The organism is Paraburkholderia caballeronis, assembly GCF_900104845.1.
Classification (GTDB): domain Bacteria; phylum Pseudomonadota; class Gammaproteobacteria; order Burkholderiales; family Burkholderiaceae; genus Paraburkholderia; species Paraburkholderia caballeronis.
Genome location: NZ_FNSR01000002.1, coordinates 2,164,966 through 2,189,650, shown reverse-complemented (window position 1 = coordinate 2,189,650; position 24,685 = coordinate 2,164,966). Strand labels below are relative to the sequence as shown.

The following is a 24,685-nucleotide window of genomic DNA, read 5'->3' as shown; positions in this document are numbered from 1 at the left end:
GCTGCACTTTCATGCGTAAGCCGGCCGGACAAGCACCGGGTCGGCAATTTCCCCCATATCCGGAATCGGAATTCTGCCGCTATGCTTTATAAGCCATGGATATAACCCGCTCCCGCATGCAGGATCTCGATCTCAACCTGATCCCGTATCTCGTCGCGATGGAAGACGCGCGCAACGTGAGCCGCGCGGCCGAACGGCTCGGCGTGAGCCAGCCGCGCGTGAGCACGGCGCTCGGCCGGCTGCGCGAATACTTCGGCGATCCGCTGTTCGTGCGCACGTCGCGCGGCATGGAGCCGACGCCGCGCGCGCTCGCCTTGATCCCTGCCGCCCGCGACGCGCTCATCCGCATCGAGAAAGGCATGCTCGCGGCGCAGGAGTTCGATCCGGCGACCAGCACGCATACGTTCTCGATCGCGTTGTCGGACGTCGGCGAAATCGTGTTCCTGCCGCGGCTGCTGCAACTGTTCGCGGAACGCGCGCCGCATGCGAACCTGCGGTCCGTATCGGTGCCGCCGGGCCAGGTCGAACGCGGTCTCGAATCCGGCGACATCGATCTCGCGATCGGTTATTTCCCCGATCTCGGCGGCAACAATTTCTTCCAGCAGCGGCTGTTCACACATCGCTTCATCTGCCTGATGCGCAGCAACCATCCGCTGGCCGGCACGACGATGACCGTCGAGCAGTTCCTGTCGCTCGGGCATGCGGTCGTGCGCGCGGAAGGCCGCAGCCAGGAAGTGCTGGAGCATTACCTGGAGAAGAAGCGGCTGCGTCGCCGCGCGGTGCTCGAAACACCTCACTTCATGAGCCTGCCGTTCATCCTCACGCGAACCGATCTGATCGCGACGGTGCCGCATGCAATCGGCTTCGCGTATGTGTCCGAACATGCATCGATCACGATCGTCGAGCCGCCGTTGCCGCTGCCGCGCTTCGATCTGAAGCAGCACTGGCATCGCAAGTATCACAACGCGCCGCGAGGCGAATGGCTGCGCAGTGTCGTGTCCGAACTGTTCAACGACGCGCTGGACGAGTGGCCGAAGTGACCGCGCGGCGCGGCGCACGGCCGCGCGTAAAACATGAAACAATGCCCGCTCGTGGGGCGCGCCGCAGCGGTGCGCGTCACAGGACAGGAGCCGATGAATGAGCGACAAGAAGACCGCCGACAAGGCGAAGAAAGCGAAGACCCAGATCAGCGAGCCGGCGGGCCGACCCAGCCGGACGGAAGCGGAAGATGCGGTGCGCGTGCTGTTGCGGTGGGCCGGCGACGACCCGACGCGCGAAGGATTGATCGATACGCCGGCGCGCGTCGCGCGTGCGTTCGAAGAGTTTTTTGCAGGCTATCAGTTAGACCCGCGCGAGATCCTGTCGCGCACCTTCTCCGAAGTCGACGGCTACGACGAGATGATCGTGCTGAAGGACATCCGCTTCGAGAGTTATTGCGAACATCACATGGTGCCGATCATCGGGCGCGCGCACGTTGCGTATCTGCCCGAGCATCGGGTCGTCGGCATTTCGAAGCTCGCGCGCCTCGTCGATGCGTTCGCGAAGCGGCTGCAGATCCAGGAGAAGATGACCGCGCAGATCGCGGACACGCTGAACGATATCCTTCAGCCGAAGGGCGTCGGCGTGATCCTCGAAGCGTCGCATCAGTGCATGTCCACGCGCGGCGTGCATAAAGCCGGCGTCGAGATGGTCACGTCGCGGATGCTCGGCACGTTCCGCACCGATCCTTCGACGCGCCGCGAGTTTCTCGCGATTGTCGGCAATCAGGCGTCGGCGAGTCTGTCGAACACCTGAGTCCCTCCCGATGAAAGCGCGCGGCGCGATGCCGGCCGCGCGCCTTCTCCGTCATTTGCCCGGATTTTCCTCGCCGCGCTCCAGTTCGCGGATCTTCCCCTGGCGCACGCTGCTGCCGGGCGGCACGCTATGCGTGAGCCACACGTTGCCGCCGATCACCGAGCCGCGCCCGATCGTCACGCGCCCGAGTATCGTCGCGCCCGCATAGATCACGACGTCGTCCTCGACGATCGGGTGACGTGCATTGCCCTTCACGAGCGTGCCGTCGAGATCGGCGGCGAAGCTCTTCGCGCCGAGCGTCACCGCCTGGTACACGCGCACGCGCTCGCCGATGATCGCGGTTTCGCCGATCACGACGCCGGTGCCGTGGTCGATGAAGAAGCTCGGTCCGATCTGCGCACCCGGATGAATATCGATGCCGGTGGCCGAATGCGCGATCTCGTTGATGAAGCGGGCCAGCAGCGGCACGCCGAGACGATGCAGTGCATGCGCGAGCCGGTGATGCGTCATCGCGAGGATGCCCGGATAACACAGCAGGATTTCGGTGATGTTCTGCGCGGCCGGGTCGCCGGTGAACGCCGCCTGGATGTCGCTGACGAGCAGCGCGCGGATGCCGGGCAGTTGCGCGGCGAACGCGCGGGCGACGTCGCGGGCGCGCGAGCGCAGCGCATCGTCCGCCACGCCGGCGTTCTCCGGCACGAAGCGGAGCGCACGACGGATCTGCTCGGCGAGCAGCTTCAGCGTCGTTTCGAGCGTGTGGCCGACGTAATAGTCGACGCTCTCGTCCGTCAGATCGGGTTCGCCATAATGCGTCGGGAACATCGCGGCGCGCAGGCCGGCGACAATGCTGATCATCGCGTCGCCCGACGGCAGTTCGCGGATGCCGAGCGGATGACGCGTGCGATGCAGTTCCTCGCGCGACGCGCGCAGGTCGGCAACGATCTGTTCGAGGCCCCAGTCGGAGGAAGCGTTTTTTGGCATGGTGAAGCGGCAGCGGCCGCACGGGCCGCTCACGAAGTGAAACGACCCGCAAGATTACCGCTTTTTGACCGGATTCGCCGGGCGCGGCCGGCGGTTCATATCGTGATGCTGCTCGCGTCTATCCAGCGCACCGCCCAGTCGCGCGCGTGCGCGATAGCGGCGGCTTCGTCGTCGAAGCGCAGTTCGGCCGGGAAAAAGCGGTTGGCGACCAGTTCGCCGTCACTGGAGCGCGAGATCACCACGTAAGGCTGATACGTCCCATCGCCGGTGCGTGCCGGCTCGCAATTGAGCAAGTAGCCGCGATGCGTGAATGCAGCGTCGAAGTGCATGTATGTCACCCGCCCCTGACTGCCTTGTCCGATAGGGAAGGCGCGTCGGGATCATGCGGCAAAACCACGCCACGGCCCGTGTGCCGGGGCCGTCGAAGGATAGCGCGCCAACTCGTTGAAAGAGGATCATACTCCGAGGAAAAATCCCGATCCAACGAAAAAAAGCAAAATCATCGGGAGCGTTCTCCTGGCGAACCGCGCACGGCGCAATGCCGCGCGACGCGCTTGCGGAACGCGTCTTGCTGAAAACGGGGTGTACGACCTTCACAGGAGGACGCACCATGAGCACCAGCGACGACACGCGCCGCCCCGCGACAACCGACGTAGAGGGCCGCCCGCGCAGCGCCGAACTGCATAACGACCGCACGCACGACAGCACCGTCGATACCGATGGCAAGAACCGCGAGGCCGCGCGTCTCGCGGGTGACGGGCCGATCAGCCCGGACGAAGTGACGACCAGCAACGCGACGCTCGACAACAGCATGCCGGAAGAACCCGATGGTTTGGCGGGTTTCGACAGCCGCTTCGGCGCGCACCGGTTGTTGTTCGCGACGCAACCGGGTTACGAGGTAGTCGATATGGGAATGGCCGAACCCGAGGTGCGGGACGACGCCGACTCGCGCTTCGGTGATCCCCAGTCGCCTGGCGGGCGGCGCAGTCCCGGCCGGCTCCATTACTCGCTGAATCACGTACGGCCCGCGCGGATCATCGAGTTGCGGTCGGCTACGCGTTAATACTTAGGTATTTCGACATGCGGAGGCCGGCGGTCTCCGCGTTCGCTCACGCCTTATCCCCCTTCGTCAACGCGCATTCGCCAATTAAATAAATTTAAAACGGCGTATTCACCATTTCCGCGTGGTCGGACTTAAATCGATTCGCACCATCCAATCAGGCGTAAGCCCCGTCCTGCCTGCAATTCACGAATATTCCTGACCAATATCCATACTGCGCAACGGGCGAACCGCCGGGAAAAGACCAATTCGGTAAAAATTGATGATAAATTGTTACGTCTGAAGAAGCGGGCTTGCGCGTCGCACAGCCATGGATGGCCGGTCCGGCCTGCTGCCGAGGGAGAGTTTTCAGGTGCCGCTAAATTTCATCGAGCAAATGCAGCCCGTACTCGACGCGCCCGAAGAGGACGTGTGGTTCGACGCGGTCGCGCGCCTTGCCGGCACGTGGGGCTTCGACCGGGTGTTGCTCGCGATTCTGCCTCGACCGGGCATGCGGCTCGAAGATGCGTTCGTGCGAACCAACTACGCGTCGTCATGGCGGCAGACGTACATCGACGAAGGTTTTGCGTACATCGATCCGACCGTGTCGCATTGCGCGTCGCGTTCCGCTCCGCTGTTATGGTCGCCGGGACTCTTTTCGACGAAGCCGCAAAAGTCGATGTACGAGGAAGCCCAGGCGCATGGGCTCCGCGCCGGCGTCACGCTGCCGATTCACGGCCCGCATCAGGAAGCGGGAATGCTGTGCTTCGTCAGCGATGCAAACCCGACCGAAGGATTCACGAATCAGGTGAACCATTCGTTGCCGGACCTCGCGCTGCTACGCGACCTCGTGCTGGACACGAGCCAGCGCCATCTGAGCGCGCACGCGCAGGCGCTGATTCCGAAGCTCACACCCCGTGAACGCGAATGCCTGAAGTGGACGGCACTCGGCAAGTCCACGTGGGAAATCTCCCATATCCTGGGCTGCTCCGAAGCCGTCGTGAACTTCCACATGAAGAACATCCGTGCGAAGTTCGGCGTCAATTCACGGCGGGCGGCCGCCGTGATCGCCACCCAGCTCGGCCTTATTGACCCTGGCTGATGAAGCCGGTCGGTTCGGGGCGGCGCAGCACGCGCTCGGCCCGGCCAAGGTCGCCATCCGAAATCGTCTTGTTGAAATACAGCCCGAGCAGAATCGACACCGGTGCGGGAATCTCCGCGCCCGATTCGAAGCGGCTGCCGCGCGACTGCGTCACGCCGAAGCGCGCCCAGAAGCGCCGCTGGCTTTCCTTCTTCTTTTTCCGATACGCAATGATCAGAACCCGGTCGATGACCGAGGACAGTTCGCCGGCCGTCGAAACCGGATGCGTACCCGCCTGCCAGTGATGTTCCAGAAGTTCCATGGTGTATCTCTCGCTGTTTATGCCTGGTGACTGATGCCGCGGGAGTCATTCTCCCGAACTGTCCCTGCCTGCACACCTATCCAGTTGGATAGGTGTTTTTTCTATCCAGAATGCATAAGTTTCGAGACGTATTGGAGCGCCCCATACGTCAATCGGGAGAACCCTTATGCAAGCAGCGATCCGCATCGGACTCAGGCAGGAATTCGACAACGAGGACATCAACGAGATGTACCGGCTCCGCGCCCGCGTATTCAAGGACCGGATGGGCTGGGACGTTCCGACGATCGCCGGCATGGAGATCGACGGTTACGACGCGCTGGGTCCGCATTACATGCTGATCCAGGACTCGCTCGGCACGGTGCGCGGCTGTTGGCGGCTGATGCCGACCGAAGGCCCGAACATGCTGCGCGATACGTTTCCGCAACTGCTGCACGGCAACGATGCGCCGGCGGGCCGCCATATCTGGGAATTGAGCCGCTTCGCGATCGAGGCGGGCGGCGAGCAGGCGTTCGGCTTCGCGGACGTCACGATGCATGCGATCCACTCGCTCGTGACGTTCGCCGACCGGATGGGCATCACGCGCTACGTGACGGTCACGACGACGCCGATCGAGCGGCTGCTGCGCCGGACTGGCATCGAACTGGGGCGGCTCGGCGCGCCGTTGAGGATCGGCGTCGAAAATGCAGTGGCGCTGGAAATCGCGGTGAGTCCGCAGACGCGTAATGCGCTGTTCGGACCGATGGCGGCGGCGGCATAGTGCAGCCGTCCGGCAGGATACGGCTGGTACCGTTTCCACAGCCGATCTAGCTTACCCGCATGACCGGCCGGAGGCAGTGAAAATGCGCGAAGTGCACCGGTGGACCGAGGCACTTCCGTCGCGCGAATACAACGGTTCAGTCAGGCTGGCTTGCGGTGTCCGCCCCCGGCGACGCGCGACGGAACCGGATATGCGCGATCCGGCGCACGAGCAGCGCCGCCGCGAGCGCCGCGCATCCGGTCAGCCCGATGCCTAAGTGAATCGCGTCCACCAGCACGCGGCGGATCGCGTCGAAAAGCGCCGGACCGTCGAGGCCCGCCGCGTGCATCTGCACGAGCAGCGCATCGCGCAGCGATTCGTCGACGAGCACGCGCGGGTCCGACAGCTTCGGCTCCCATACCGCACTGACCTGCTTGCCGAGCACCTGCAGCGCGTCGCCGACGCCCGCCGCGAAGCGGTGATTGACGATCGTCGCGACGATGCTGGTGCCGAGCATGCCGCCGACCATCCGCGTCGACTGCAGCAGCGCGGTCGTGATCCCGAAACGCTCGCGGCCGGCGATCTCCTGGCCGAACACGTTCAGATTGTTCAGGATGAAACCGAGCCCGATGCCGACCGCCGACATCGCGAGTTCGAGCCACGGATGCGGCGTGTCGCGCTTCGCGAACGCGAGCCCGACCGACGCCGCGACCAGCAGCGCGAAGCCGGCGGTCAGGATCGCGGTCGGCCTCGACAGCCGGACCACGATCCGCGTGTTGATCAGGCTGCCGAGCGCGATGCACGCGGCAATCGGCGTAGCAAGCAGGCCCGCGCGCTGCGGCGACAGCCCGAAGCCGCCCTGCAGCAGCAGCGGCGCGAAGAAGATCAGCGAGAACATCACGAAGCCGGACAGCATCGACAGCGCGAACAACGTGACGAGTTGCGGATCGCGGAACAGGTCGAGCGGGATGATCGGATGCGTCGCACGACGCTCGCACTGCAGCAGCGCGACTGCGCCGAGCGCGGCGACGGCGGCGAGCACCAGGTTGCCGGTCGTGAAGCCGTCTTTCGGCACTGCCTCGATGAACATCTGGAAACTGCCGAGCACGACTGCGACGAGCGCGGCGCCCGTCCAGTCGATCCGCACTTCGCCGGTCCGCTCGCGCCGATAGTCCGGCAGATGCACCCACACGAAATAAAGGGCAAGCGCGCCGACCGGCAGGTTCACGAGGAAGGTCGAACGCCAGCCGAAATGCTGGCTGAGCCAGCCGCCGAGCGACGGCCCGGCGGCGGTGCCGATCCCGTAGGCGGCCGCCATCACCACCTGCCAGCGGACCCGCGCACGCGGATCGGGAAAAAGATCGGGGATCGCCGCGAACGCGGTGCCGACCATCATCCCGCCGCCGATCCCCTGCAACGCCCGCGCGATCGCGAGGAAGCGCATGCCGGTCGCGAGCCCGCACAGCAGCGACGCGATCGTGAACACGACGATCGCGGCGATCACGAACCGCTTGCGGCCGAAGTAGTCGCCGAGCCGCCCGAACACCGGCACCGTGACGACCGACGCGAGCAGATAGGCGCTCGCGATCCATGCATAGAACTCGAAGCCGTGCAGTTCGGCGACGATCGACGGCAATGCAGTGCTGACGACGGTCTGGTCGAGCGCGACCAGCATGTTGACGAGACCGATGCCGAGCATGGCCAGCAGCGCGTCGCGAAACGGCAGCGGAGCGGAAGAGGAAGTCACGAAGGAGATGGCGCGGCCGCGCCCAAAAAGACGCCACGATAACGGGACGGGCTTTCGCGCGCAACCGGCCGAAATTCGGCGTCGGCGGCGAAAAACCGGTGCATGCAGTCAAACGGTTCGACCGGCACGAACATAAAAACCGCCTTTAATCAATTCCAGTGCATCTTTATCGGCGATCATTTATGCTCGTCGCAAACGCGGGGCAGGCGGCGCGAACCAGAGTAATCGCCGCCCATATCGTCACCGACCCAAACGGAGGATCCATGTACAAGAGCATTCTCGTCGCCGTTGATGGCAGCGACACGTCACGCCGCGCATTCGACGCTGCACTCGAACTCGCGAAGGCGATGGGCTCGACGTTGCAGCCGTATTACGTGATCGAAAACACGCCGATGTATTTCGATGCACCCGGCTACGACCCGTCGATCCTGCGCAACCAGATGATCGCGCAAGGCAATGAACTGGCGGCCGAGTTCAACAAGGTGATGACCGAAAAAGGCGTCGCCGGAGCGATGACGACCGGCGAAGCGTCGTCGCTCGAAGACGTGCCGACGCTGGTGCTGAACGCGGCGCATACGCTCGGCGCCGATCTGATCGTGATGGGCACGCATGGCCGTCGTGGATTTCAGCGGCTGATTCTCGGCAGCGTCGCCGAACGCTGCGTGCGCCAATCGGCGTTGCCGGTGCTGTTGATCCCGTCTGCTGCGGGCGCACAGACGGCGGCGCAATAAAGCAGGTATCCTGCTAACGCTTCCAATGGCCGTCGGATCGAGTCTGACGGCCAGCGCTGCATCTGACAATGCGCAAGACACTTCATCTCAAAAGCGCGTCGTTTTGCCGCCAATCAAAGTCAGAGCCCCGGTGGGACAATGCTTGAAAACGAGTCCACCAGGAGCAGCAGATGTTGACCCCAACTGTCGTTACTCATACCACCGTGCGCCGCACCAATCGCGCACCGGTAGCCAGTCCGCGGAGTGCCGCACGCTGCTCCAGCTGTGCGATGCGTCACCTGTGCATGCCGCAGGGCCTCGCTCACGACGATCTGCCGAAACTCGAAGCACTGATCTGCACTGCGCGCAGCGTGCGGCGCGGCGAGGCGCTGTATCGCGTCGGCGATCCGTTCGACAATCTCTACGCGGTTCGCTCAGGATCCCTGAAAACGGTGATGGCGCATCGCGACGGCCGCGAGCAGGTCACCGGTCTGCGACTGGCCGGCGAACCGCTCGGCCTCGACGGAATCAGCACTAATGTACATACGTGCACGGCGGTTGCACTTGAAGACAGTTCGGTCTGCATCGTTCCGTATTCGGCGTTGAAGCACATGTGCCGCGAAACCGGCGCCATGCAGGATCGCCTGCACCGGTTGATGGGCGAACAGTTGATTCGCGAAACGTCGCAGATGATGGTGCTCGGCTCGCTGTCCGCCGACGAACGCGTCGCTGCGTTCCTGCTCGACGTATCCGAGCGCAACGGGCAGCGCGGTTATTCCCACGCCGAATTCAATCTCCGAATGACCCGCGAGGACATGGGCAGCTACCTCGGGATGACGCTCGAAACGGTCAGCCGCACCCTGTCAAGATTTCAAAAGCGCGGCCTGATCGACGCGCAAGGCAAGCTGATCCGCATCGTCGATCACGACGGCCTGCGGCACCTGTAACTCCCTTCTCCACCCCGTGCGCCGCTCTTCTTCGGCGGCACACGGCGAGTCCCGACGGACAATTCGTCCGCGATTGCAACCAAACTTCCGTGTTGGCACGACTCCTGCACAGGCGTACAGTCCTGTTCTCGCCCTGCAAGGAGACCCGGCGCAATGAATTTCGCTTCATCGCTCCCGCTCGTTCAACGTCTGCATGGTGCACGTGTCGCCAGCGACGCGCTGTTCGACATCATCAAGCCCGAATTTCTTTACGAACGACCGATCCGCGAACGTCACCGGATCGTGTTCTACATCGGGCATCTCGAAGCGTTCGACAGGAATCTGCTGGATCGGCGGTTGTTTCCCCTGCCGTCGCAGGATCAGCGGCTCGATCAGTTGTTCGCATTCGGCATCGACCCGGTCGATGGTGCGCTGCCCACCGACATGCCGGCCGACTGGCCGCGTATCGAGCAGGTGCGTTCGTATGCGCGCGCGTCACGCGAACAGATCGACGCGCAACTCGATGCGCTCGATCTGCCTCACGACGCGCCGGCCAACGAGTCCGCCGCGCAATTGCTGAACGTCGCGATCGAACATCGGTTAATGCACGTCGAAACGCTCGCGTACATGCTCCACCAACTTCCGTTCGACCAGAAGTCGATGCCGACCGACCTGTCGGCTGCACTCGACTTCATGTACACGGTCGCCCCCTCGTTGATCGCCGTTCCGGCCGGACGCACCGAACTCGGCATGACCGTCGAACGCGGCATCTTCGGCTGGGACAACGAATTCGGCGAGCAGCAGGTCGAAGTGCCGGCATTCGAGATCGACCGTTATATGGTTTCCAACGGCATGTACCTCGAATTCATCCAGGACGGCGGCTACCGGCAGCGCGAATGGTGGACCGATGCGGACTGGGCATGGAAGGAAGCGGAGCGCATCGAGAACCCCGTTTGCTGGGAGTCGCGCGACGGCACATGGCGGCTGCGGACGATGTTCGACGAAATTCCGCTGCCGCTCGCGTGGCCGGTTTATGTCAGCCATGCGGAAGCGAGCGCATTCGCGCGCTGGCGCGGCATGCGGCTGCCGACCGAGGCGCAGTGGCAGCGCGCGGCGCATGGGGCGTTGCCCTCGCTGACGGACAACTTCGATTTTCGCCACTGGAATCCGGTTGACGTCGACGCGACGCCGGACAGCGTCAGCACGTGGGGCGTCGAAGGCCTGTATGGCAACGGGTGGGAGTGGACCTCGACCGTGTTCGGCCCGCTGCCGGGCTTCGAGCCGTTTCCGTTCTATGAAGGTTATTCGGCCAACTTCTTCGACGGCCAGCATTACGCAATGAAAGGCGGTTCAGCAAGAACCGCTCAATGCATGCTGCGGCCGACGTTTCGCAACTGGTTTCAGCCGCGGTATCAGTACGTTTATGCCGGGTTCAGGTGCGTCGCGGGCTGACCCGCAATCCAGGCACGACATGCCGAAGCCGCCGCCGGGATCACGGCAGACGAGCCCCGGCGTTCACCGCTCAAACCCGCACGATCTGCGAAATGTCCTCGTCGCCGAATCCCTCGTCGACGGCGCGCGCGAGCCAGTCGCGCACGCGTGCCGCAATGGGCAGCGCCACGCCGCATTCGCCCGCCAGTGACGCCACCGCGTCGAGATCCTTCAGCATCGTCCGGATCGAGCCGGTCGGTTGCCCGGGCGGCACGACCATACGCGGCTGCACTGTCTGCAACAGCACCGAATCGGCCCAGCCGCCCGCGAGTGCAGCGGACATCTTCGATGCGTCGATCCCGGCGTGTCGCGCAAGATTCGTCGCCTCGGCAAGCGCGGCGATGGTCGTCATCGTGATGGTCTGGTTCACGAGCTTCGTCGCCTGACCGGCGCCGCTGTCGCCCATCCGCGTGACGCGCGCGGCGAATGCGGCGAGCACCGGTTCGACAGATTCGATGCACGCGGCGTCGCCGCCCGCCATGATCGCGAGCGTGCCGTGCGAGGCCCCCGCCGTGCCGCCCGACACGGGCGCATCGATCCACTCGCCTTGCGTCGCATCACGCCAGCGCGCGGCGAGCGAGCGCGTCTGCGACGGTGCGAGCGTCGAATGATCGACGATGGTCAACGCCTTGCGGCGAGCGCCCATTGCGAGACCGCGGGGGCCGAACGCGACGTCTTCGACCGCAACGCCGTCCGCAAGACACAACAGCACGACATCCGATTCACGCGCGACCTCCTCTGGCGTTTCGCACGCAATGCATAGAGCCGACGCTACGCCCAACGCCCTTGCCTTTTCATGCGTGCGATTCCATACGGCGACGCGGTGTCCCGCATCGATCAGGCGTCGCGCCATCGGCAAACCCATCTTGCCGAGACCGCAGAAGCCGATGCGCATCGTCGTGCTCATGCGTCGTCTCCATGCGTCGGCGCATCGTATGGCCATTCGAGCGCGCCCGAATGGGTGACCGCGCCGAGATGCGCCGGGCGCACCAGCGCCTCGTATTTTTCGAGCACGCCAGCCAGCCGGCGCGGCGCGCGCGGCGGCAGCGCGGCACGGCGGCGCGCGAGTTCGTCGGCGGCGACATCGACGTCGAGCTTGCCCGCGATCGCATCGATGCAGATACGATCGCCTTCCTTCAGCAACGCGATCGGACCGCCCAATGCCGCCTCCGGTCCGACGTATCCGATGCACATGCCGCGCGTCGCGCCCGAGAATCGTCCATCGGTGAGCAACGCGACCTTCTCGCCCATCCCCTGTCCGTAGATCGCCGCCGTCACGCTCAGCATCTCGCGCATGCCGGGACCGCCCTTCGGGCCTTCGTTGCGGATCACGAGCACGTCGCCCGCTTCGTAGGCACGCGCCGCGACCACCGCCATGCAGTCCTCCTCGCATTCGAAAATGCGCGCGGTGCCGTCGAACCGCAGCGACTTCAGCCCGGCTATCTTCAGGCATGCGCCGTCCGGCGCGAGGTTGCCGCGCAGAATCACGAGGCCGCCGTTCTGGCCGATCGGCGCTTCGCACGCGCGCACGACCTCGCCGTCGGGATCCGCGGCGTGCGTCAACGCGTCTTCGAGCGTGCGGCCGTCGAGCGTCAGCGTGTCGCCGTGCAGATGCCCGCCCTTGAGCAGCGCCTTCAGCACCGCCGGGACGCCGCCCGCATGATGCAGGTCCTGCGCGAGGTAGCGCCCGCCCGGCTGAAGATCGCCGATCAGCGGAATGCGCGCGAACACGCGCTCGACGTCGTCGAGCGTAAAGCGGATGCCTGCTTCGTGCGCGATCGCGGGAATATGCAGCGCGGCGTTGGTCGATCCGCCCGTCGCCGCGACCGCCGCGCACGCGTTTTCGAGACTCCGCACCGTGACGAGATCGCGCGGCAGCGGGCCGCCGTGCGTAAGCGTGCGCATCACCGTTTCGCCGGCGCGGCGCGCAATTCCGATGCGTTCGCTGTAGACGGCGGGCACCATCGCCGAACCCAGCGGTGCGAGGCCGAGCGTTTCGGCGACCATCGCCATCGTGTTCGCGGTGAACTGGCCCGGGCACGAACCCGCGCCCGGCGTGCAGCCCTTCTCGATCGCATCGAGCTGTGCCCGCGTGATGTCGCCGCGCTGCGCGGCGCCGACCGCTTCGATCGCCGTGAGGATGGTCGCCTGACGTTGCAGTCCGGTCCCCGCGCCGCCGGGCAACTGGCCGGGCGCGGCGCCCGGCAGCATCGCGCCGCCGAAAAGGAACACGCCCGGCACGTTGACGCGCACCATGCCCATCAGGATGCCGGGCAACGTCTTGTCGCAGCCGGCAACGCCGACGAGCGCGTCGTACGCGTGCGCGCGCACGAACAACTCGACGCTATCGGCGATGACTTCGCGCGACACGAGGCTCATGCGCATGCCTTGATGATTCATCGACGTGCCGTCGGACACCGAGATCGCGGTGCCGCGGATCGGCACGCCGCCGCCCGCCGCGATGCCGAGGCGCGCGTTGTCCGACACCGCGGCCAGCGACATCGAGCACGGCGTGTTTTCGCCGAACGTATCGACGATCGCGACAAACGGCTTTTGCATCGCCTCGTCGTCGAGGCCGGTGGCGCGCAGGAAAGCGCGATGCGGCGCGCGCGTCACGCCGTCGGTGACCATGCGCGAGCGGTGTTTGCCCAGTGGCTTGTTTCGTGGGGACATGGCGGTGATGGATGGGTTGGGTTAACCGTTGTTCAGCAGCAGGCCGTTTTCGGCGGCGATCACCTGGCCGGTGATCCCGGGCGCATGGCACAGGAACCACGCGATATCGGCGATTTCCGCGGGCCGCGACACCCGCTTGAGCGGCGCGGCGGTCGTCATGCGATCGATCACGGCGGCGTAGCGCGAGGCGTCGAGCACATGCTGGAGCAAGCCGTCGTCGACCATGCCGGGCGCAATCGCGTTGACGCGCACGCGCGGCGCGAGCGAACGGGCGAGCGACAGCGTCATCGTGTTGACCGCGCCCTTCGACGCGGCGTACGCGAGCGACGAACCGGTGCCGTTGATGGCCGCCAGCGAAGAAATGTTGACGACGCTCGTGCTGCACCCGTCGCTCGCGCTGTCGCGCAGCAGCGGCAGCGCGGCGCGCGTCATCTGATAGAGGCCGATCGTGTTCACGCGATAGACGCGCTCGAATTCGTCGGCGTCGAGTTGCTCGAACGCGTCGTGCGCGACAACGCGCGTCGTGCCCGCGCTGTTCACCAGCGCGTCGAGGCGTCCGAAACGTTCGCGCACCGCCGCTATCGCCGCGTGGCAGCCGGCGTCGCGGCTCACGTCGGCGTCGACGATCAGCGTGTCCGCGCCCAATGCGCGGCACTCCCCGGCGACGCTTTCGGCGGCGGCGCGCGTCGATGCGTCGAAGTTGCCGAGCGCGACCGCATAACCCGCGCGCGCGAAGCGCAGCGCGCTCGCCGCGCCGATGCCGCTCGATGCGCCCGTGATCAGACACACGGGCGCGGTACCTGACTTCATCAAGATGTCTTCTCCAGCGAATGAGACGAACGGCGCGCCGGCATCACCAACACCAGCAGCGCACCGATGAAAAGCGCGACCGCGATCGCGATCATCCCCGGCAGCAACTTGCCGCCGCTCTGATCCGACAGCCAGCCGACCACGAACGGGCTCACGAAACCCGCGAGATTGCCTGTGCAGTTGATCACCGCGATCGCGGCGGCCGCGCCCGCGCCGCCCATCAGCGCGGTCGGGATGCCCCAGAACACCGGCGCGATCGAATTGATGCCGATCGCCGCGAGCACCAGGGCGATCAGCGAAAGCGTCGCGTTCGAAGCGGACAGCACCGACGCCAGCAGGCCCAGCGCGCCGATCACGCAGCACGTCGCGACATGGCGGCGGCGCTCGTCGTGACGGTCCGCGTGACGCGCGATCAGCACCATGGCCACCGCGCTGATGAGCGCAGGCACCGCCGACAACCAGCCGATGTTGCTCACGCTCGCGACGCCGCTCGCCTTGATGATCGTCGGCGTCCAGAACGCAAGGCCGTAATTGCCCATCGCGATGCAGAAGTACGTGAGGCCGAGCAGCCACACGCGACCGCTCGCGAACGCGCCGCGCACCGAATGCGGAACGCGGGTGGCGGCGTCGCGGCGCAGATCGGCGGTCAGCCGCGCCTTTTCGTCGGCGCTCAGCCACTTCACCGAATCGATGCGGTCGTACAGCAGGAAGAACGCCGCGATGCCGACGACGAGCGAGCCCAGCCCTTCGATCAGGAACAGCCACTTCCAGCCGGCCATGCCGCCGACGTTCACGAAGCGGGTCATCACCCAGCCGGACAGCGGGCCGCCGATCGCGCCCGACACCGGAATGGCGGTCATGAAGAGCGCGATGATCTGCGAGCGCCGCGCCGACGGAAACCAGTTCGACAGATACAGCACGATGCCCGGAAAGAAGCCGGCTTCGGCGACGCCGAGAAAGAAGCGCAGCACGTAGAACGACGTTGCGTCGCGCGCGAACATCGTCGCCGCGGAAACGACCGCCCACGTCACCATGATCCGTGCGATCCACAGGCGCGCGCCGACGCGATCCAGAATCAAGTTGCTCGGCACTTCGAAAATGAAGTACCCGAGAAAGAAGATGCCCGCGCCGATGCCGTACACCGTCTCCGACAGGTGCAGGTCGGCGAGCATCTGCAGCTTCGCGAAACTCACGTTCACGCGGTCGACATACGCGACGACGAACGCGAGAAACAGGAACGGCAGAATGCGGCGCGTCAGCTTCCGGTAGAGCGCCGCGGTCGCGGACGCATCGTCGATGTCATCGGGCGGCGCATAGCCGGCGGGCTTGCCGTAGGAAGTGGCGCTCATGGGGTTGTCTCCTGATTCGCGTCGATGCGCGGTTTGTCGTGTAGTCGCCTGCGATCCGGACAGCGTTTCGCAATGCGTTTTGTTATGCTCGCCAATCGCGCAAAAACGCGCACCCGAGCATCCAGCCAAGAGTAGCCGGGCTTGGCGGCTGATCGCAAATCACTCTTTCGGAGTCGCGCATAACCACACGGTTATGCCGTATCAGGGAAAACGCTTATGTCGGCCATCCATGAGTCGATCGAACGGTTCTTCCGCAGCGGCCTCAAGCTGCCGCATCTGCGCATCCTCGTCAGCCTTGCCGATCTCGGCCAGGTAACGCGCGTCGCGAGCGCGTTCCACGTCACGCAACCCGCGATTTCGAAGCAGATCGCGGAGATCGAGCACGCGCTCGGCGTGCCGGTGGTCAACCGCAGCGGCAACTCGGTCGAACTGACGGGCATCGGCCAGGTGATCGTCGCGTGCGGGCGCGACGTGCTGCGCCACATCGAGATGGCGCGCCGCGACGTCAGCGCGCTGGCGTCGGGCACCGGCGGCCACGTGCGGCTCGGCGCGGTCGTGACCATTCCCGAGCCGCTGACCGTGAACGCGGTGCAACTGTTCCTGCGCCGCGCGCCGAACGCGTCGCTGTCGTTCGTGGAGGCGACGCTCGACCGGCTGATCAAGCAGCTCGAAGACGGCGATCTCGACGTCGCGCTCGGACGCAACCGCGTGAACAGCATGCAGACGCAGTTGAAGCAGGAGACGCTGCATCGGGAGCCGTTCGTGTTCGTCGCGGGCGCGCATCATCCGCTCGGCGCGCCGGAACGCGCGCTCGACTGGCACGATCTGAACGCGTGCCGCTGGATCACGCCGCTGCACGGCTCGCCCGCTTATGCCACGTTGATCGAGACGCTGACCGCGCACGATCTCGCGCTGGCCGCAGGCAGTGTCGAGTCGAGTTCGCTGGCGCTCAATCTCGCGCTGCTGCAAGGCGGCGAGTTCCTGTCGATCCTGCCGCTGTCGGTCGCGCGCCAGCACGCGATGCGCGGCACGATGCGCGTGCTGCCGCTGCCGCCGCTTGAACCGCTCGGCGAAGTCGTCGCGTACTGGCGCGCCGATGCGACGCTGCCGGCCGCGCAACTGTTCGTCGCGTGTCTGCGGGAGGCTTCGAACGAGGCGCTGGGGGAGTGATGGGCGTCGGGCGCGGCGGTGGTCATGACGCTCGCTGGCCCGGTCGATACACTGGCCTGCGAATGACCGCGATGATGATTGCGTTGGCGCCGCTCATTCGCTGGCGTAGTGCCCGATCTACACGGGTACGCGGCGCGCAACGTGCCGATAGACCGTTATGCCCGGCGCGTTTCCGGCTCCCGCCATCCGTGGAAACAAACCCGCCGTATTGTGATACTTTCGCGAATCAACCTGCCGTTCCGATCATGGACCGTCCGACCGATTCCACCCCGCGCCGCCCGCCGCGCAAGAAGCGCGACGGCGTGCTGCGCGGACTGTATGCACTCCGCCACTCGTACGACGGTTTTGTCGCGACGTTGCATAACGAAAGCGCCTTCCGGCAGGAACTGGTCGCGGCGGTCGTGCTGATTCCGTGCGCGGTGCTGGTTCCGCTCGGCGCGGTCGAGCGCGTGATGCTCGTCGCATCGGTGCTGCTGGTTTTGCTCGTCGAACTGATCAATTCGAGCATCGAGGCCGCCATCGACCGCATTTCGCTCGAACGGCACGAACTGTCCGGCCGCGCAAAGGATTGCGGCAGCGCGGCGGTCACGGTTGCCGTGCTGATCTGCGCGATTACGTGGATCGCGTTGTGCGGACCGCTGGCGGTCCGATGGATACGCACCCTGCTTTGAAGACGAATCGCCCGCTCACGCAATCGCCAGCCGGGCGACGATCAGCAACCCGAACACCGCGATGCCGAATTTCGGCTCCCAGTATTCGATGAACAGGAAGCCGATGGCAAGCCAGCCGAGCACGGCGACCAGCGACAGCATGGCGAACGGCAATCCGCCGGCCAGCGTCGCGGCCCGCCAGCACAACCCCAGGCCGACGACGCCGAACAGCACCTGCCCGAACGCATAGGCGCTGTTCATCCCGTAGTACAACGTCGTCTCCGCACCGGGCACCCGCTTCCCGCGCAGGTATTGCGATACCACGTCGATCGCGAAATGCAGTACGCCGCCCGCCGTCAGCCACCCGTACGCAGCCCAAAGAAGAACCCGCGACGCGTTCGTCATGCGCGCCGGCTTCCGGCATTGCCGTGCATCGCATCGACCGACCGGCTCGTCTGCGCGAGCATGAAGTTTGGTGCGATCCGGCTGCCGAGTTTCAACACGTTCGCGAGTCCCGGACGGATTTCCAGAACGTCGCGCCGCATGCCGTCGATCGCATGCCGGGCAAGAACGTCCACGGCCATCGGCTTGATGCCGCCGCCGTCGTCCGCTGCGAACTCGCCGTGGAAAAGCGGCGTGTCGGTTCCCGGCGGCGCCAGTTCGAACACCTTGACCGGGGTGTTCCTCAACTGCACCCGCAATGACAGCGTGAACGCATGAATCGCTGCTTTGGTTGCGCAGTACACCGGCGCAATCGGCATCGGCACGAACGCGAGCCCCGACGACACGTTGACGATTGCGGCATTCTGTTTCTGCTTCAGATGGGCAAGAAACTGCACGTCCATCCAGATCGTGCCGTTCAGGTTCGCCTCGACTTCGCGTGTGACGTCCGCGAGATCGAAGTCCGGCCGTTGCAGATCGATCTTCCGCATGATCCCCGCCGAATTGACGAGCACGTTCAGATCCGGGAACGCGCCGGCCACCTGCTCGTACAGCGCGGCGACGGAACGAGGATCGCCGACGTCGCCGCGCAGCACGTGCAGTTTCGGATGCGAAACGCGCAGCGCATCGAGTCTCGCCGGGTTGCGCCCGACGACGATCACGTCGTTGCCGAGCGCGATGAACTGTTGCGCCAGTTCGAGCCCGATGCCGGACGTGCCGCCGGTAATCAGGATCGTGTTATCGGTCATTCTCATGATGGTCCGCTTCGTTGGGTCTTTCTGTGCAATCGTGGCGATCTATCGCGATCTACAGGAACATCCCGCCGGACGCCTCGATGCGCTGTGCGGTCACCCAGCGGTTCGCGTCCGACAGCAGCGCCGCGATCATCGGGCCGATGTCGTCCGGCAGTCCTACGCGGCCGAGCGCGGTTGCCGCCGCGATCGTCTGGTTCAACTCGCGGTTGTCGCGCACGAGGCCGCCGCCGAAGTCCGTTTCGATCGCACCGGGCGCCACCGTGTTCACCGTGATGCCGCGAGGGGCAAACTCCTTCGCCATGTAGCGCGTCAGCACCTCGACCGCGCCTTTCATCGACGCATAAGCGGCGCTGCCGAAACCGGCGAACCGCGTCAGGCCCGACGACACGTTGACGATCCGGCCTCCGTCTGCGAGCAGCGGCAGCAGCGCCTGGGTAAGAAACAGCACCCCCTTGAAGTGCACGTTGCACAGCAGATCGAAGTCCGCTTCCGTGATCTGACCGATCGGAGCGGTGCGGTAACTGCCCGCGTTGTTGACCAGAAAGTCGAACTGGTCGCGTGCCCAACCGTCTTTCAGCGCACGCTGCACGTCGGCGGCGAACTGGCCGAACGACGCGGCGTTGCCGGCATCGAGTTGCAGCGCGACCGCCTTGCGGCCCAGCGCCTCGATCTGCTGGACCACCTCGTCTGCCTGGGCACGATCCGCCAGCCAGGTGACGATCACGTCGACGCCGGCCGCTGCAAGACTGAGCGCCGTATTGCGCCCGAGACCACGGCTCGCGCCGGTGACGATCGCAATTTTCGCTTGAGAAACGTGGGTGTTTTCCGTAGTCATGGCTCTCTCCTGTCGATCGGAGCTCGCGCTTCAGCGCTTACTCCGATCCCGTGCAAGATGGTTGATGTTTCGCTTGAGGCTACGGATTATGGGCAGCGCCGCCGCGCGCCGCATGCCTTAACGCGCGAATTTCTTGCCCGATCCTGCAATGGGCCACAAGCCCCGTCCCGGCTGTTCGCAGCGGGCCGGAAACCGGTATGCTGTTGCCGACAGGAAATTTCTGGAGAGTGCGAATGCTGTCCGCGTTGAAAAACGCCTGCGACGACTACATCGCTGCGAACGGCGGCGGCAACGGCCTGTTCGTCACGCCGGCCGACGGCCTCGCGCTGATGAAGTCCACCACACAGGTCCTGCCTCAGCGGATGATCTACCGGCCCGCGTTGTGCGTCGTCGTGCAGGGCGCGAAGCAGGTGACGCTCGGCGACACGACGCTCGACTATGCGGCGGCGCACGCGCTGGTCGTCAGCGTCGAGCTGCCCGCATTCGGCGGCATCACGCGTGCAAGCACGCGCGAGCCGTTCATCGGGCTGACGCTGGAGTTCGACGTCGGCACGATGCGCGACGTGATGGAACGTCTCGACGAACCGCCCGCGATGGCCGGCAGCAGCACCCTCGGACTCTTCATCGACGAACTGACGCCGCCGCTGATCGACTGCCTGACACGGCTCGTCCGGCTGCTCGCGATGCCCGATGCGATCCCGATCCTGTACCCGGGCATCATGCGCGAAGTCTGTTTCTGGCTGCTCACCGGCGCGAACGGCAGCGAGGTCTGCAAGCTCGTGTCGCCGCACGGCCATACACAGCGGATCGCCGATGCGATCTACGTACTCCGGCAGAATTTTTCGCAGGCGGTTCGCATCGAGCAACTGGCCTCGGCCGCGCGGATGAGCGTCTCGTCGTTCCACCAGCATTTCAAGGCGCTCACGTCGATGACGCCGCTCCAGTACCAGAAGCAGCTCAGGCTGCTGGAGGCCCGCAACCTGCTGACGACCGAAGCCGTCAACGTCACCGACGCTGCGTTTCGGGTCGGCTACGAAAGCACGTCGCAGTTCAGCCGCGAGTACAAACGCATGTTCGGTACGCCGCCGAAGCGCGACGCCGGCGAGTTGAGAAAGCTGTATCACCGCCACGACACCGGCAAACCTGTCCCGGCGTAAGCCGAATCCGCGGCATCGAAGCAACGCGGCCACACGCCGCGCAGCCCAAAGCCGGCAGACCGACCGCACCCGCGGAACCCGCTCCCGCCAACGAACGGCCCGTCCGTTTCCGGTTCGAAACTTCCGCAAAGCCGCCGGGTTCCCGATCGGAAACGACCGTTCAGCCCGCGCGGGCGCGCTTTTTCCGATCGTCAACCCGATCTCCCGCAGCGCCGGGAACGCATGGAAAAAGCCATCCTGGAATGCTAGACTGCCGCAGACCGCAGGATCGGCCCCGAATGCCGTGCGGCTAGCGGTTGCGCCGGCCCTGCCGGGCCGCGCCGCGACAGCCCGCATCGGCGTTCGTGTCCGCGCCCTGTTCGCTCCGCGATGAATTCCGCTGCGGCCAGACGACCATGAATCTCTCCTCTACCATCACCGCCTACGGCGCCGACATGTCCGGGCTGATATGCGGCTTTCGTTTTGCGCCGGGCAAACCCGGCATGCCCGTCAGCGCCAGCGACGTCGTGGACGCATTGCGCGGCTCCGCTCCCGGCAGCCATGGCGGGAGCGACGAGGAATTCTTCTGGCTGCATTTCAATCTCGCGCACGCGGCCAGCGAGCACTGGATGAGAACGCATCTGGAACTGCCGGATTCGTTCTTCGAGGCGCTGGTCGAAGGCTCGCATTCGACGCGCATCGAGCAACTGGACGGCGCATTGCTTGCCGTCATCAACGACGTGATGTTCGACTTCGAACTGATCCCGTCGCAGATCGCGACGCTGTGGGCCTACACGCACCGGCGCATCCTCGTGACCGCGCGGCTGAAGCCGCTGCGCTCGATCGACAAGCTGCGCGGTTTCGTCCGCGACGGTGAAACGTTTCGCTCGCCGGCGGAACTGCTGGTTCACCTGATGCGCGATCAGGCCGACCTGATGGTGCAGATCGTGCGCCGCACGAGCATCGACGTGGACCAGGCCGAGGACCAGTTTCTCGCGTCGAAGACCCATGCGAGCCGCCATGCGCTTTCGACGATGCGCCGGATGCTGGTGCGTCTGCAGCGAATGCTCGCGCCGGAACCGGGTTCCGTGTTCCGGCTGCTGGCGCGGCCGCCGCAGTGGCTGCATACGCACGACGTGCAGGACCTGCGCGAATCGACCGAAGAGTTTTCGCTCGTGCTCGGCGACATGGCCGGGCTGGTCGAGCGGATCAAGCTGTTGCAGGAAGAGATCGCCGCGCGCCTCGAAGAACAGAACAACCGCACGCTGTTCACGCTGACGCTCGTGACCGTGCTCGCGCTGCCGATCAACATCGTCGCGGGCTTCTTCGGGATGAACGTCGGCGGCATACCGTTCGCCGAGAACCGGCACGGCTTCTGGCTGATGGTGGTGCTGGTCGCGGGCTTCACCGCGCTCGCCGGGTGGTGGGCGTTCCGGCGGCGCGGCGTCCGCTGAAACGATTCAGACGGCGTTACGACGCGGGCATATGACTGTGCTTTTTTTCTGATCGAGCGGGATTCTGGCCTCTGAGCCTCGCAGAACAAGAGTCGCCACCGGCCAATGAATCGTTTTCGAGCGATCCGGAATTCGTCGTTAAATCGATTTCATTGCGCCCATTTGATACGCATTTTCCGCATGACCGGCATGCCGGCTCAATCCGAATGCATGAGCGGCATTCGATTCGCCCGCACGCCGGCCAGTCGTCATTGGGTTATTGAGCCGCCTGCCTGCTGCACAGCCCCATCACGAAGAAACCCGAACCGTTCGGCTCGTCGAGCCAGTACATCGTCGTGTTGTTCACCGGCAGCAGCAGCGTCGTTTCCTTCTCGGTCTGCAGCGGAATCTGCGCGGCGATCAGCCCGTCGACGCCCTGCACGATCACCGGGTCCGCGCCGGTGCGCACGGCCGTGTCCAGATCGAACGCCGAGTTGTAGTTCAGCGGCGTATGCTGCGTGCCGTCCGTACTCGACATCTGCTGACCGCTGAACGTCGACGGGACCACGTCGGCCTTGCCGGTCAGCACGTTGTTCACCGTCGTGTCCGGCTCCGTGCAGACCCATTGACCGTCGTAGTCGGTGCTGTTCAGCGTGCGGGTGGACGTCAGGATCATCGAGCCGGTGCGCGGCGTGCCTTCCGGCGACGTGCCGAAGCGGTCGATGAACAGCGTCGTGTTGCCGCCCTGCTTCGTCACGAACGCGCGACCGTTGAGCTGACCGTTCACCGTCATGTCGAACGCGCCCGGATACGTGGTCTGATCCGGATCGGCCGTGAACGTCGCGGTATCGACGAGCGTCGCGCCCGTGTCGGTGTCGAGGTTCGTGCAGGTGTCCGAATACGCCTTGCCGAAGCAGAAGCGCGACGTGCCGTCCGCATTGATCCGCACCTGCCCGGCCTCCGGGGACTGCGCGCCGACCGGCACGCCGTTCTTCGAGAAATCGCCGTCCAGCGCGACGAGGCTGTAGGTGCCCGCGAGCGCGGCGAGCGTCGTCACGCCGTTGTTCGTCAGCGCAAGCTGCCCTTGCAGCAGCCCGCCGCCGCCGAGCAGGTTCGGCACGTTCGACAGCGAGCCGCTCAGCAGGCCGGCCCCGCCGCTGTCCTTCGCGAGCGTCAACGACAGTGACAGCGCCGACGCCTGCGCGGCGGACAGCGTCGAGCCGGTGCCGGCCGCGAGGCCGGACACGACGATCTGGTTGGTATTGCTGATCTGATAGTGGCCGACGACCTGGCCCGCGAGGCCGAACTGCGAATTCACGAACGTGAGCGTCAACTGGCCCGCGGCCGGCTGGTCGAGATCGACGCGGATCGTGTCGCCGAAACCGACGGTGCCGACATAGCTGGAGCCGGACTGCAGCGGCGCGACATTCGTGCTGCCCGACGACGTGCCGCCCGAGCCCGGCGACGACGGCGAGCCGTTGCTGCTGTCTCCGCCGCCTCCGCCGCATGCGGCGAGCAGGATCGACAAGGTCGTGCTAACGCACAGGAAGGTGGTCCTCGCAAATTTCATATAGTCAACGCGTGGTTAGAGTAGGAAACAGGCGTGCCGCCGTTATTCGGCCGGAAACACCCGGCACGCCGATTTATCGCGAAACGGATCCGCAATATTCGAGAAAAGACTGCCGAAGCGCCGGATGCGCTTCGACGATCGATAGACACACGTCCGGAAACGACTTCAGAAAAGGAATGAGCGGTGTGTCGTCGCGCGCGAATTCGCCTTTATCGCGCGGGCAATTCACGACGACTTTCAATTCGCCTCCGGAAATTTCGATCTGCGGCCACGCGAGGCAGATGAAGCATCCGGCGACGAACACGTTGGTATCGGAATGGAAATTCGAAGGTACGGTATCCAGAAGGAATTGCAGCGCGATGGATTCCATCATTCTCTCTATGCCCCGGTTTCTTGCCTGACTGATGCGCCGGCCCCTGCCGCGCGCCGCGATCGACGTTGGTCCGTCTCGCTCTGCTGATGTATTCGTCCGGGAGGGAAATTTGTTCGGCCCATCGCGAATTTTTTTGCGGCGTTCGCGCCGATAGCGGATACCGGCGCAACGGCGCGTGGCATCGCACGTGTAAACGCAGGTTGCGCGGCATCACGATGCTACCTTTAAAGTCGCATTGAAACCTAATGCACCCTGTATGTCAACAAGTAGCAATGCGACTATTCGAGTAGCACGACAGGATGAGGATATGGAACGGGAAGAAGCGCAGGCGCTGGCCGAAACCGTTGGCCGCACGATCGCGCGCAAGCGCGTCGAGGCAGGGCTGACCCAGGAGCAGGTGGCCGAGCAGTTGTCGCTCGGCCGGGAGGCGGTCGCGCGCGTGGAGCGCGGCACCGCGATACCGACGGTCGTGCGGCTCGCGGAGCTGGCCGAGCTGTTCGGCTGCGCGACCGAGGAGTTGCTGACCGGCGCATCGACGCGCGCCGACGACCAGGCGCTCGCGATCGCGCGCAGCCTGCGGGGCCTGTCGCAGAAGGACAGGCAGATGCTGGTGGATTGGGTCGAAACGTTCGCGCAGCGGCTGCGCCGCCATCGCGACTAGCT

General features: G+C 65.1%; 27 protein-coding genes. 13 read left to right on the top strand and 14 right to left on the bottom strand.

The window, feature by feature from the left end:
• Positions 1–116: 116 nt before the first annotated feature.
• Together BLV92_RS26260 and folE are read left to right on the top strand one after the other, a co-directional pair.
• Positions 117–1,040 carry a LysR family transcriptional regulator gene (locus BLV92_RS26260; RefSeq protein WP_090550811.1) on the top strand — a complete coding sequence of 308 codons (924 nt, stop codon included), beginning with the start codon at positions 117–119 and terminating at the stop codon, positions 1,038–1,040.
• A gap of 97 nt (positions 1,041–1,137) precedes the next feature.
• Positions 1,138–1,794, top strand: coding sequence for a GTP cyclohydrolase I FolE (gene folE, locus BLV92_RS26255; RefSeq protein ID WP_090550808.1), 657 nt, complete (start codon positions 1,138–1,140; stop codon positions 1,792–1,794).
• 51 nt (positions 1,795–1,845) lie between these two features.
• Here folE and epsC read toward each other — a convergent pair whose 3' ends face one another.
• Together epsC and BLV92_RS26245 are read right to left on the bottom strand one after the other, a co-directional pair.
• Complete coding sequence (epsC, locus tag BLV92_RS26250) at positions 1,846–2,775, bottom strand: serine O-acetyltransferase EpsC (RefSeq protein WP_090550803.1); 930 nt, start codon at positions 2,773–2,775, stop codon at positions 1,846–1,848.
• A gap of 95 nt (positions 2,776–2,870) precedes the next feature.
• A complete protein-coding gene (locus tag BLV92_RS26245) occupies positions 2,871–3,104 on the bottom strand; it encodes a hypothetical protein (RefSeq protein WP_090550801.1) in 234 nt (77 codons plus the stop codon).
• Between the two features lie 281 nt (positions 3,105–3,385).
• Here BLV92_RS26245 and BLV92_RS26240 point away from each other — a divergent pair, with 281 nt between their 5' ends.
• Together BLV92_RS26240 and BLV92_RS26235 are read left to right on the top strand one after the other, a co-directional pair.
• Positions 3,386–3,838 (top strand): DUF3005 domain-containing protein, encoded by a 453-nt coding sequence (locus BLV92_RS26240; protein ID WP_090550799.1) that lies wholly within the window; start codon positions 3,386–3,388, stop codon positions 3,836–3,838.
• 373 nt (positions 3,839–4,211) lie between these two features.
• On the top strand, positions 4,212–4,916 hold the full coding sequence (locus tag BLV92_RS26235) for an autoinducer binding domain-containing protein (RefSeq protein ID WP_090550797.1): 705 nt from the start codon (positions 4,212–4,214) through the stop codon (positions 4,914–4,916).
• On the opposite strand, the gene BLV92_RS26230 is transcribed toward BLV92_RS26235, so the two are convergent.
• A complete protein-coding gene (locus BLV92_RS26230) occupies positions 4,900–5,217 on the bottom strand; it encodes a helix-turn-helix domain-containing protein (protein ID WP_090550794.1) in 318 nt (105 codons plus the stop codon). The two genes, BLV92_RS26235 and BLV92_RS26230, sit on opposite strands and share 17 nt — an antisense overlap.
• Before the next feature lie 166 nt (positions 5,218–5,383).
• Here BLV92_RS26230 and BLV92_RS26225 point away from each other — a divergent pair, with 166 nt between their 5' ends.
• Positions 5,384–5,974: an acyl-homoserine-lactone synthase gene (locus tag BLV92_RS26225; RefSeq protein ID WP_090550792.1), complete on the top strand. Its 591-nt coding sequence runs from the start codon at positions 5,384–5,386 to the stop codon at positions 5,972–5,974.
• A gap of 136 nt (positions 5,975–6,110) precedes the next feature.
• Here BLV92_RS26225 and BLV92_RS26220 read toward each other — a convergent pair whose 3' ends face one another.
• Both BLV92_RS26220 and BLV92_RS32235 read right to left on the bottom strand, forming a co-directional pair.
• Positions 6,111–7,652, bottom strand: a complete 1,542-nt coding sequence (locus BLV92_RS26220) for an MFS transporter (RefSeq protein WP_090550789.1) — start codon at positions 7,650–7,652, stop codon at positions 6,111–6,113.
• Between the two features lie 44 nt (positions 7,653–7,696).
• Positions 7,697–7,834 carry a hypothetical protein gene (locus tag BLV92_RS32235; protein WP_167627145.1) on the bottom strand — a complete coding sequence of 46 codons (138 nt, stop codon included), beginning with the start codon at positions 7,832–7,834 and terminating at the stop codon, positions 7,697–7,699.
• 129 nt (positions 7,835–7,963) lie between these two features.
• On the opposite strand from BLV92_RS32235, the gene BLV92_RS26215 reads away from it, so the two are divergent.
• The 3 genes from BLV92_RS26215 (at position 7,964) to BLV92_RS26205 (ending at position 10,788) form a co-directional block, all read left to right on the top strand.
• Entirely contained in the window at positions 7,964–8,431 is a 468-nt protein-coding gene (locus tag BLV92_RS26215) for a universal stress protein (protein ID WP_090550786.1), read from the top strand.
• 170 nt (positions 8,432–8,601) lie between these two features.
• Positions 8,602–9,357, top strand: coding sequence for a helix-turn-helix domain-containing protein (locus BLV92_RS26210; RefSeq protein ID WP_090550784.1), 756 nt, complete (start codon positions 8,602–8,604; stop codon positions 9,355–9,357).
• 153 nt (positions 9,358–9,510) lie between these two features.
• On the top strand, positions 9,511–10,788 hold the full coding sequence (locus BLV92_RS26205; RefSeq protein ID WP_090550782.1) for an SUMF1/EgtB/PvdO family nonheme iron enzyme: 1,278 nt from the start codon (positions 9,511–9,513) through the stop codon (positions 10,786–10,788).
• Between the two features lie 70 nt (positions 10,789–10,858).
• Here BLV92_RS26205 and BLV92_RS26200 read toward each other — a convergent pair whose 3' ends face one another.
• Genes BLV92_RS26200 through BLV92_RS26185 form a run of 4 tightly spaced genes read right to left on the bottom strand, consistent with a single transcriptional unit; the run spans position 10,859 to position 15,659 of the window.
• Entirely contained in the window at positions 10,859–11,734 is an 876-nt protein-coding gene (locus BLV92_RS26200; RefSeq protein ID WP_090550781.1) for an NAD(P)-dependent oxidoreductase, read from the bottom strand.
• A complete protein-coding gene (gene ilvD, locus BLV92_RS26195) occupies positions 11,731–13,500 on the bottom strand; it encodes a dihydroxy-acid dehydratase (protein ID WP_090550778.1) in 1,770 nt (589 codons plus the stop codon). Before ilvD ends, BLV92_RS26200 begins: the two co-directional genes overlap by 4 nt.
• Positions 13,501–13,521: 21 nt before the next feature.
• On the bottom strand, positions 13,522–14,310 hold the full coding sequence (locus BLV92_RS26190; protein WP_090550776.1) for an SDR family NAD(P)-dependent oxidoreductase: 789 nt from the start codon (positions 14,308–14,310) through the stop codon (positions 13,522–13,524).
• Positions 14,310–15,659, bottom strand: a complete 1,350-nt coding sequence (locus BLV92_RS26185; protein ID WP_090550773.1) for an MFS transporter — start codon at positions 15,657–15,659, stop codon at positions 14,310–14,312. The genes BLV92_RS26190 and BLV92_RS26185 overlap by 1 nt, the downstream gene beginning before the upstream one ends.
• A 216-nt stretch (positions 15,660–15,875) precedes the next feature.
• Between BLV92_RS26185 and BLV92_RS26180 the strand changes: the two genes are divergently transcribed.
• Together BLV92_RS26180 and BLV92_RS26175 are read left to right on the top strand one after the other, a co-directional pair.
• A complete protein-coding gene (locus tag BLV92_RS26180; RefSeq protein ID WP_090550772.1) occupies positions 15,876–16,829 on the top strand; it encodes a LysR family transcriptional regulator in 954 nt (317 codons plus the stop codon).
• 245 nt (positions 16,830–17,074) lie between these two features.
• Positions 17,075–17,500, top strand: coding sequence for a diacylglycerol kinase (locus BLV92_RS26175; protein WP_090550769.1), 426 nt, complete (start codon positions 17,075–17,077; stop codon positions 17,498–17,500).
• 15 nt (positions 17,501–17,515) lie between these two features.
• On the opposite strand, the gene BLV92_RS26170 is transcribed toward BLV92_RS26175, so the two are convergent.
• From BLV92_RS26170 to BLV92_RS26160, 3 genes are read right to left on the bottom strand one after another with little or no spacing between them, the layout of a single operon-like run.
• The gene (locus BLV92_RS26170) at positions 17,516–17,884 is read right to left on the bottom strand and encodes a hypothetical protein (RefSeq protein WP_090550768.1); all 369 of its coding nucleotides are present in this window, start codon (positions 17,882–17,884) and stop codon (positions 17,516–17,518) included.
• A complete protein-coding gene (locus BLV92_RS26165) occupies positions 17,881–18,675 on the bottom strand; it encodes an SDR family oxidoreductase (protein ID WP_090550766.1) in 795 nt (264 codons plus the stop codon). The genes BLV92_RS26170 and BLV92_RS26165 overlap by 4 nt, the downstream gene beginning before the upstream one ends.
• 52 nt (positions 18,676–18,727) lie before the next feature.
• A complete protein-coding gene (locus BLV92_RS26160) occupies positions 18,728–19,510 on the bottom strand; it encodes an SDR family NAD(P)-dependent oxidoreductase (RefSeq protein ID WP_090550764.1) in 783 nt (260 codons plus the stop codon).
• Between the two features lie 233 nt (positions 19,511–19,743).
• Here BLV92_RS26160 and BLV92_RS26155 point away from each other — a divergent pair, with 233 nt between their 5' ends.
• Positions 19,744–20,667 carry an AraC family transcriptional regulator gene (locus tag BLV92_RS26155; protein WP_090550761.1) on the top strand — a complete coding sequence of 308 codons (924 nt, stop codon included), beginning with the start codon at positions 19,744–19,746 and terminating at the stop codon, positions 20,665–20,667.
• 395 nt (positions 20,668–21,062) lie between these two features.
• Entirely contained in the window at positions 21,063–22,100 is a 1,038-nt protein-coding gene (locus BLV92_RS26150) for a transporter (RefSeq protein WP_090550759.1), read from the top strand.
• A gap of 256 nt (positions 22,101–22,356) precedes the next feature.
• Here the strand turns inward: BLV92_RS26150 and BLV92_RS26145 are convergent, their stop codons facing one another.
• Together BLV92_RS26145 and BLV92_RS26140 are read right to left on the bottom strand one after the other, a co-directional pair.
• Positions 22,357–23,649 (bottom strand): hypothetical protein, encoded by a 1,293-nt coding sequence (locus BLV92_RS26145; protein ID WP_143040734.1) that lies wholly within the window; start codon positions 23,647–23,649, stop codon positions 22,357–22,359.
• A 73-nt stretch (positions 23,650–23,722) separates the two neighbouring features.
• Entirely contained in the window at positions 23,723–24,019 is a 297-nt protein-coding gene (locus BLV92_RS26140) for a hypothetical protein (protein ID WP_090550753.1), read from the bottom strand.
• A gap of 310 nt (positions 24,020–24,329) precedes the next feature.
• Between BLV92_RS26140 and BLV92_RS26135 the strand changes: the two genes are divergently transcribed.
• Complete coding sequence (locus tag BLV92_RS26135; protein ID WP_090550751.1) at positions 24,330–24,683, top strand: helix-turn-helix domain-containing protein; 354 nt, start codon at positions 24,330–24,332, stop codon at positions 24,681–24,683.
• The last annotated feature ends 2 nt before the right edge of the window (positions 24,684–24,685 follow it).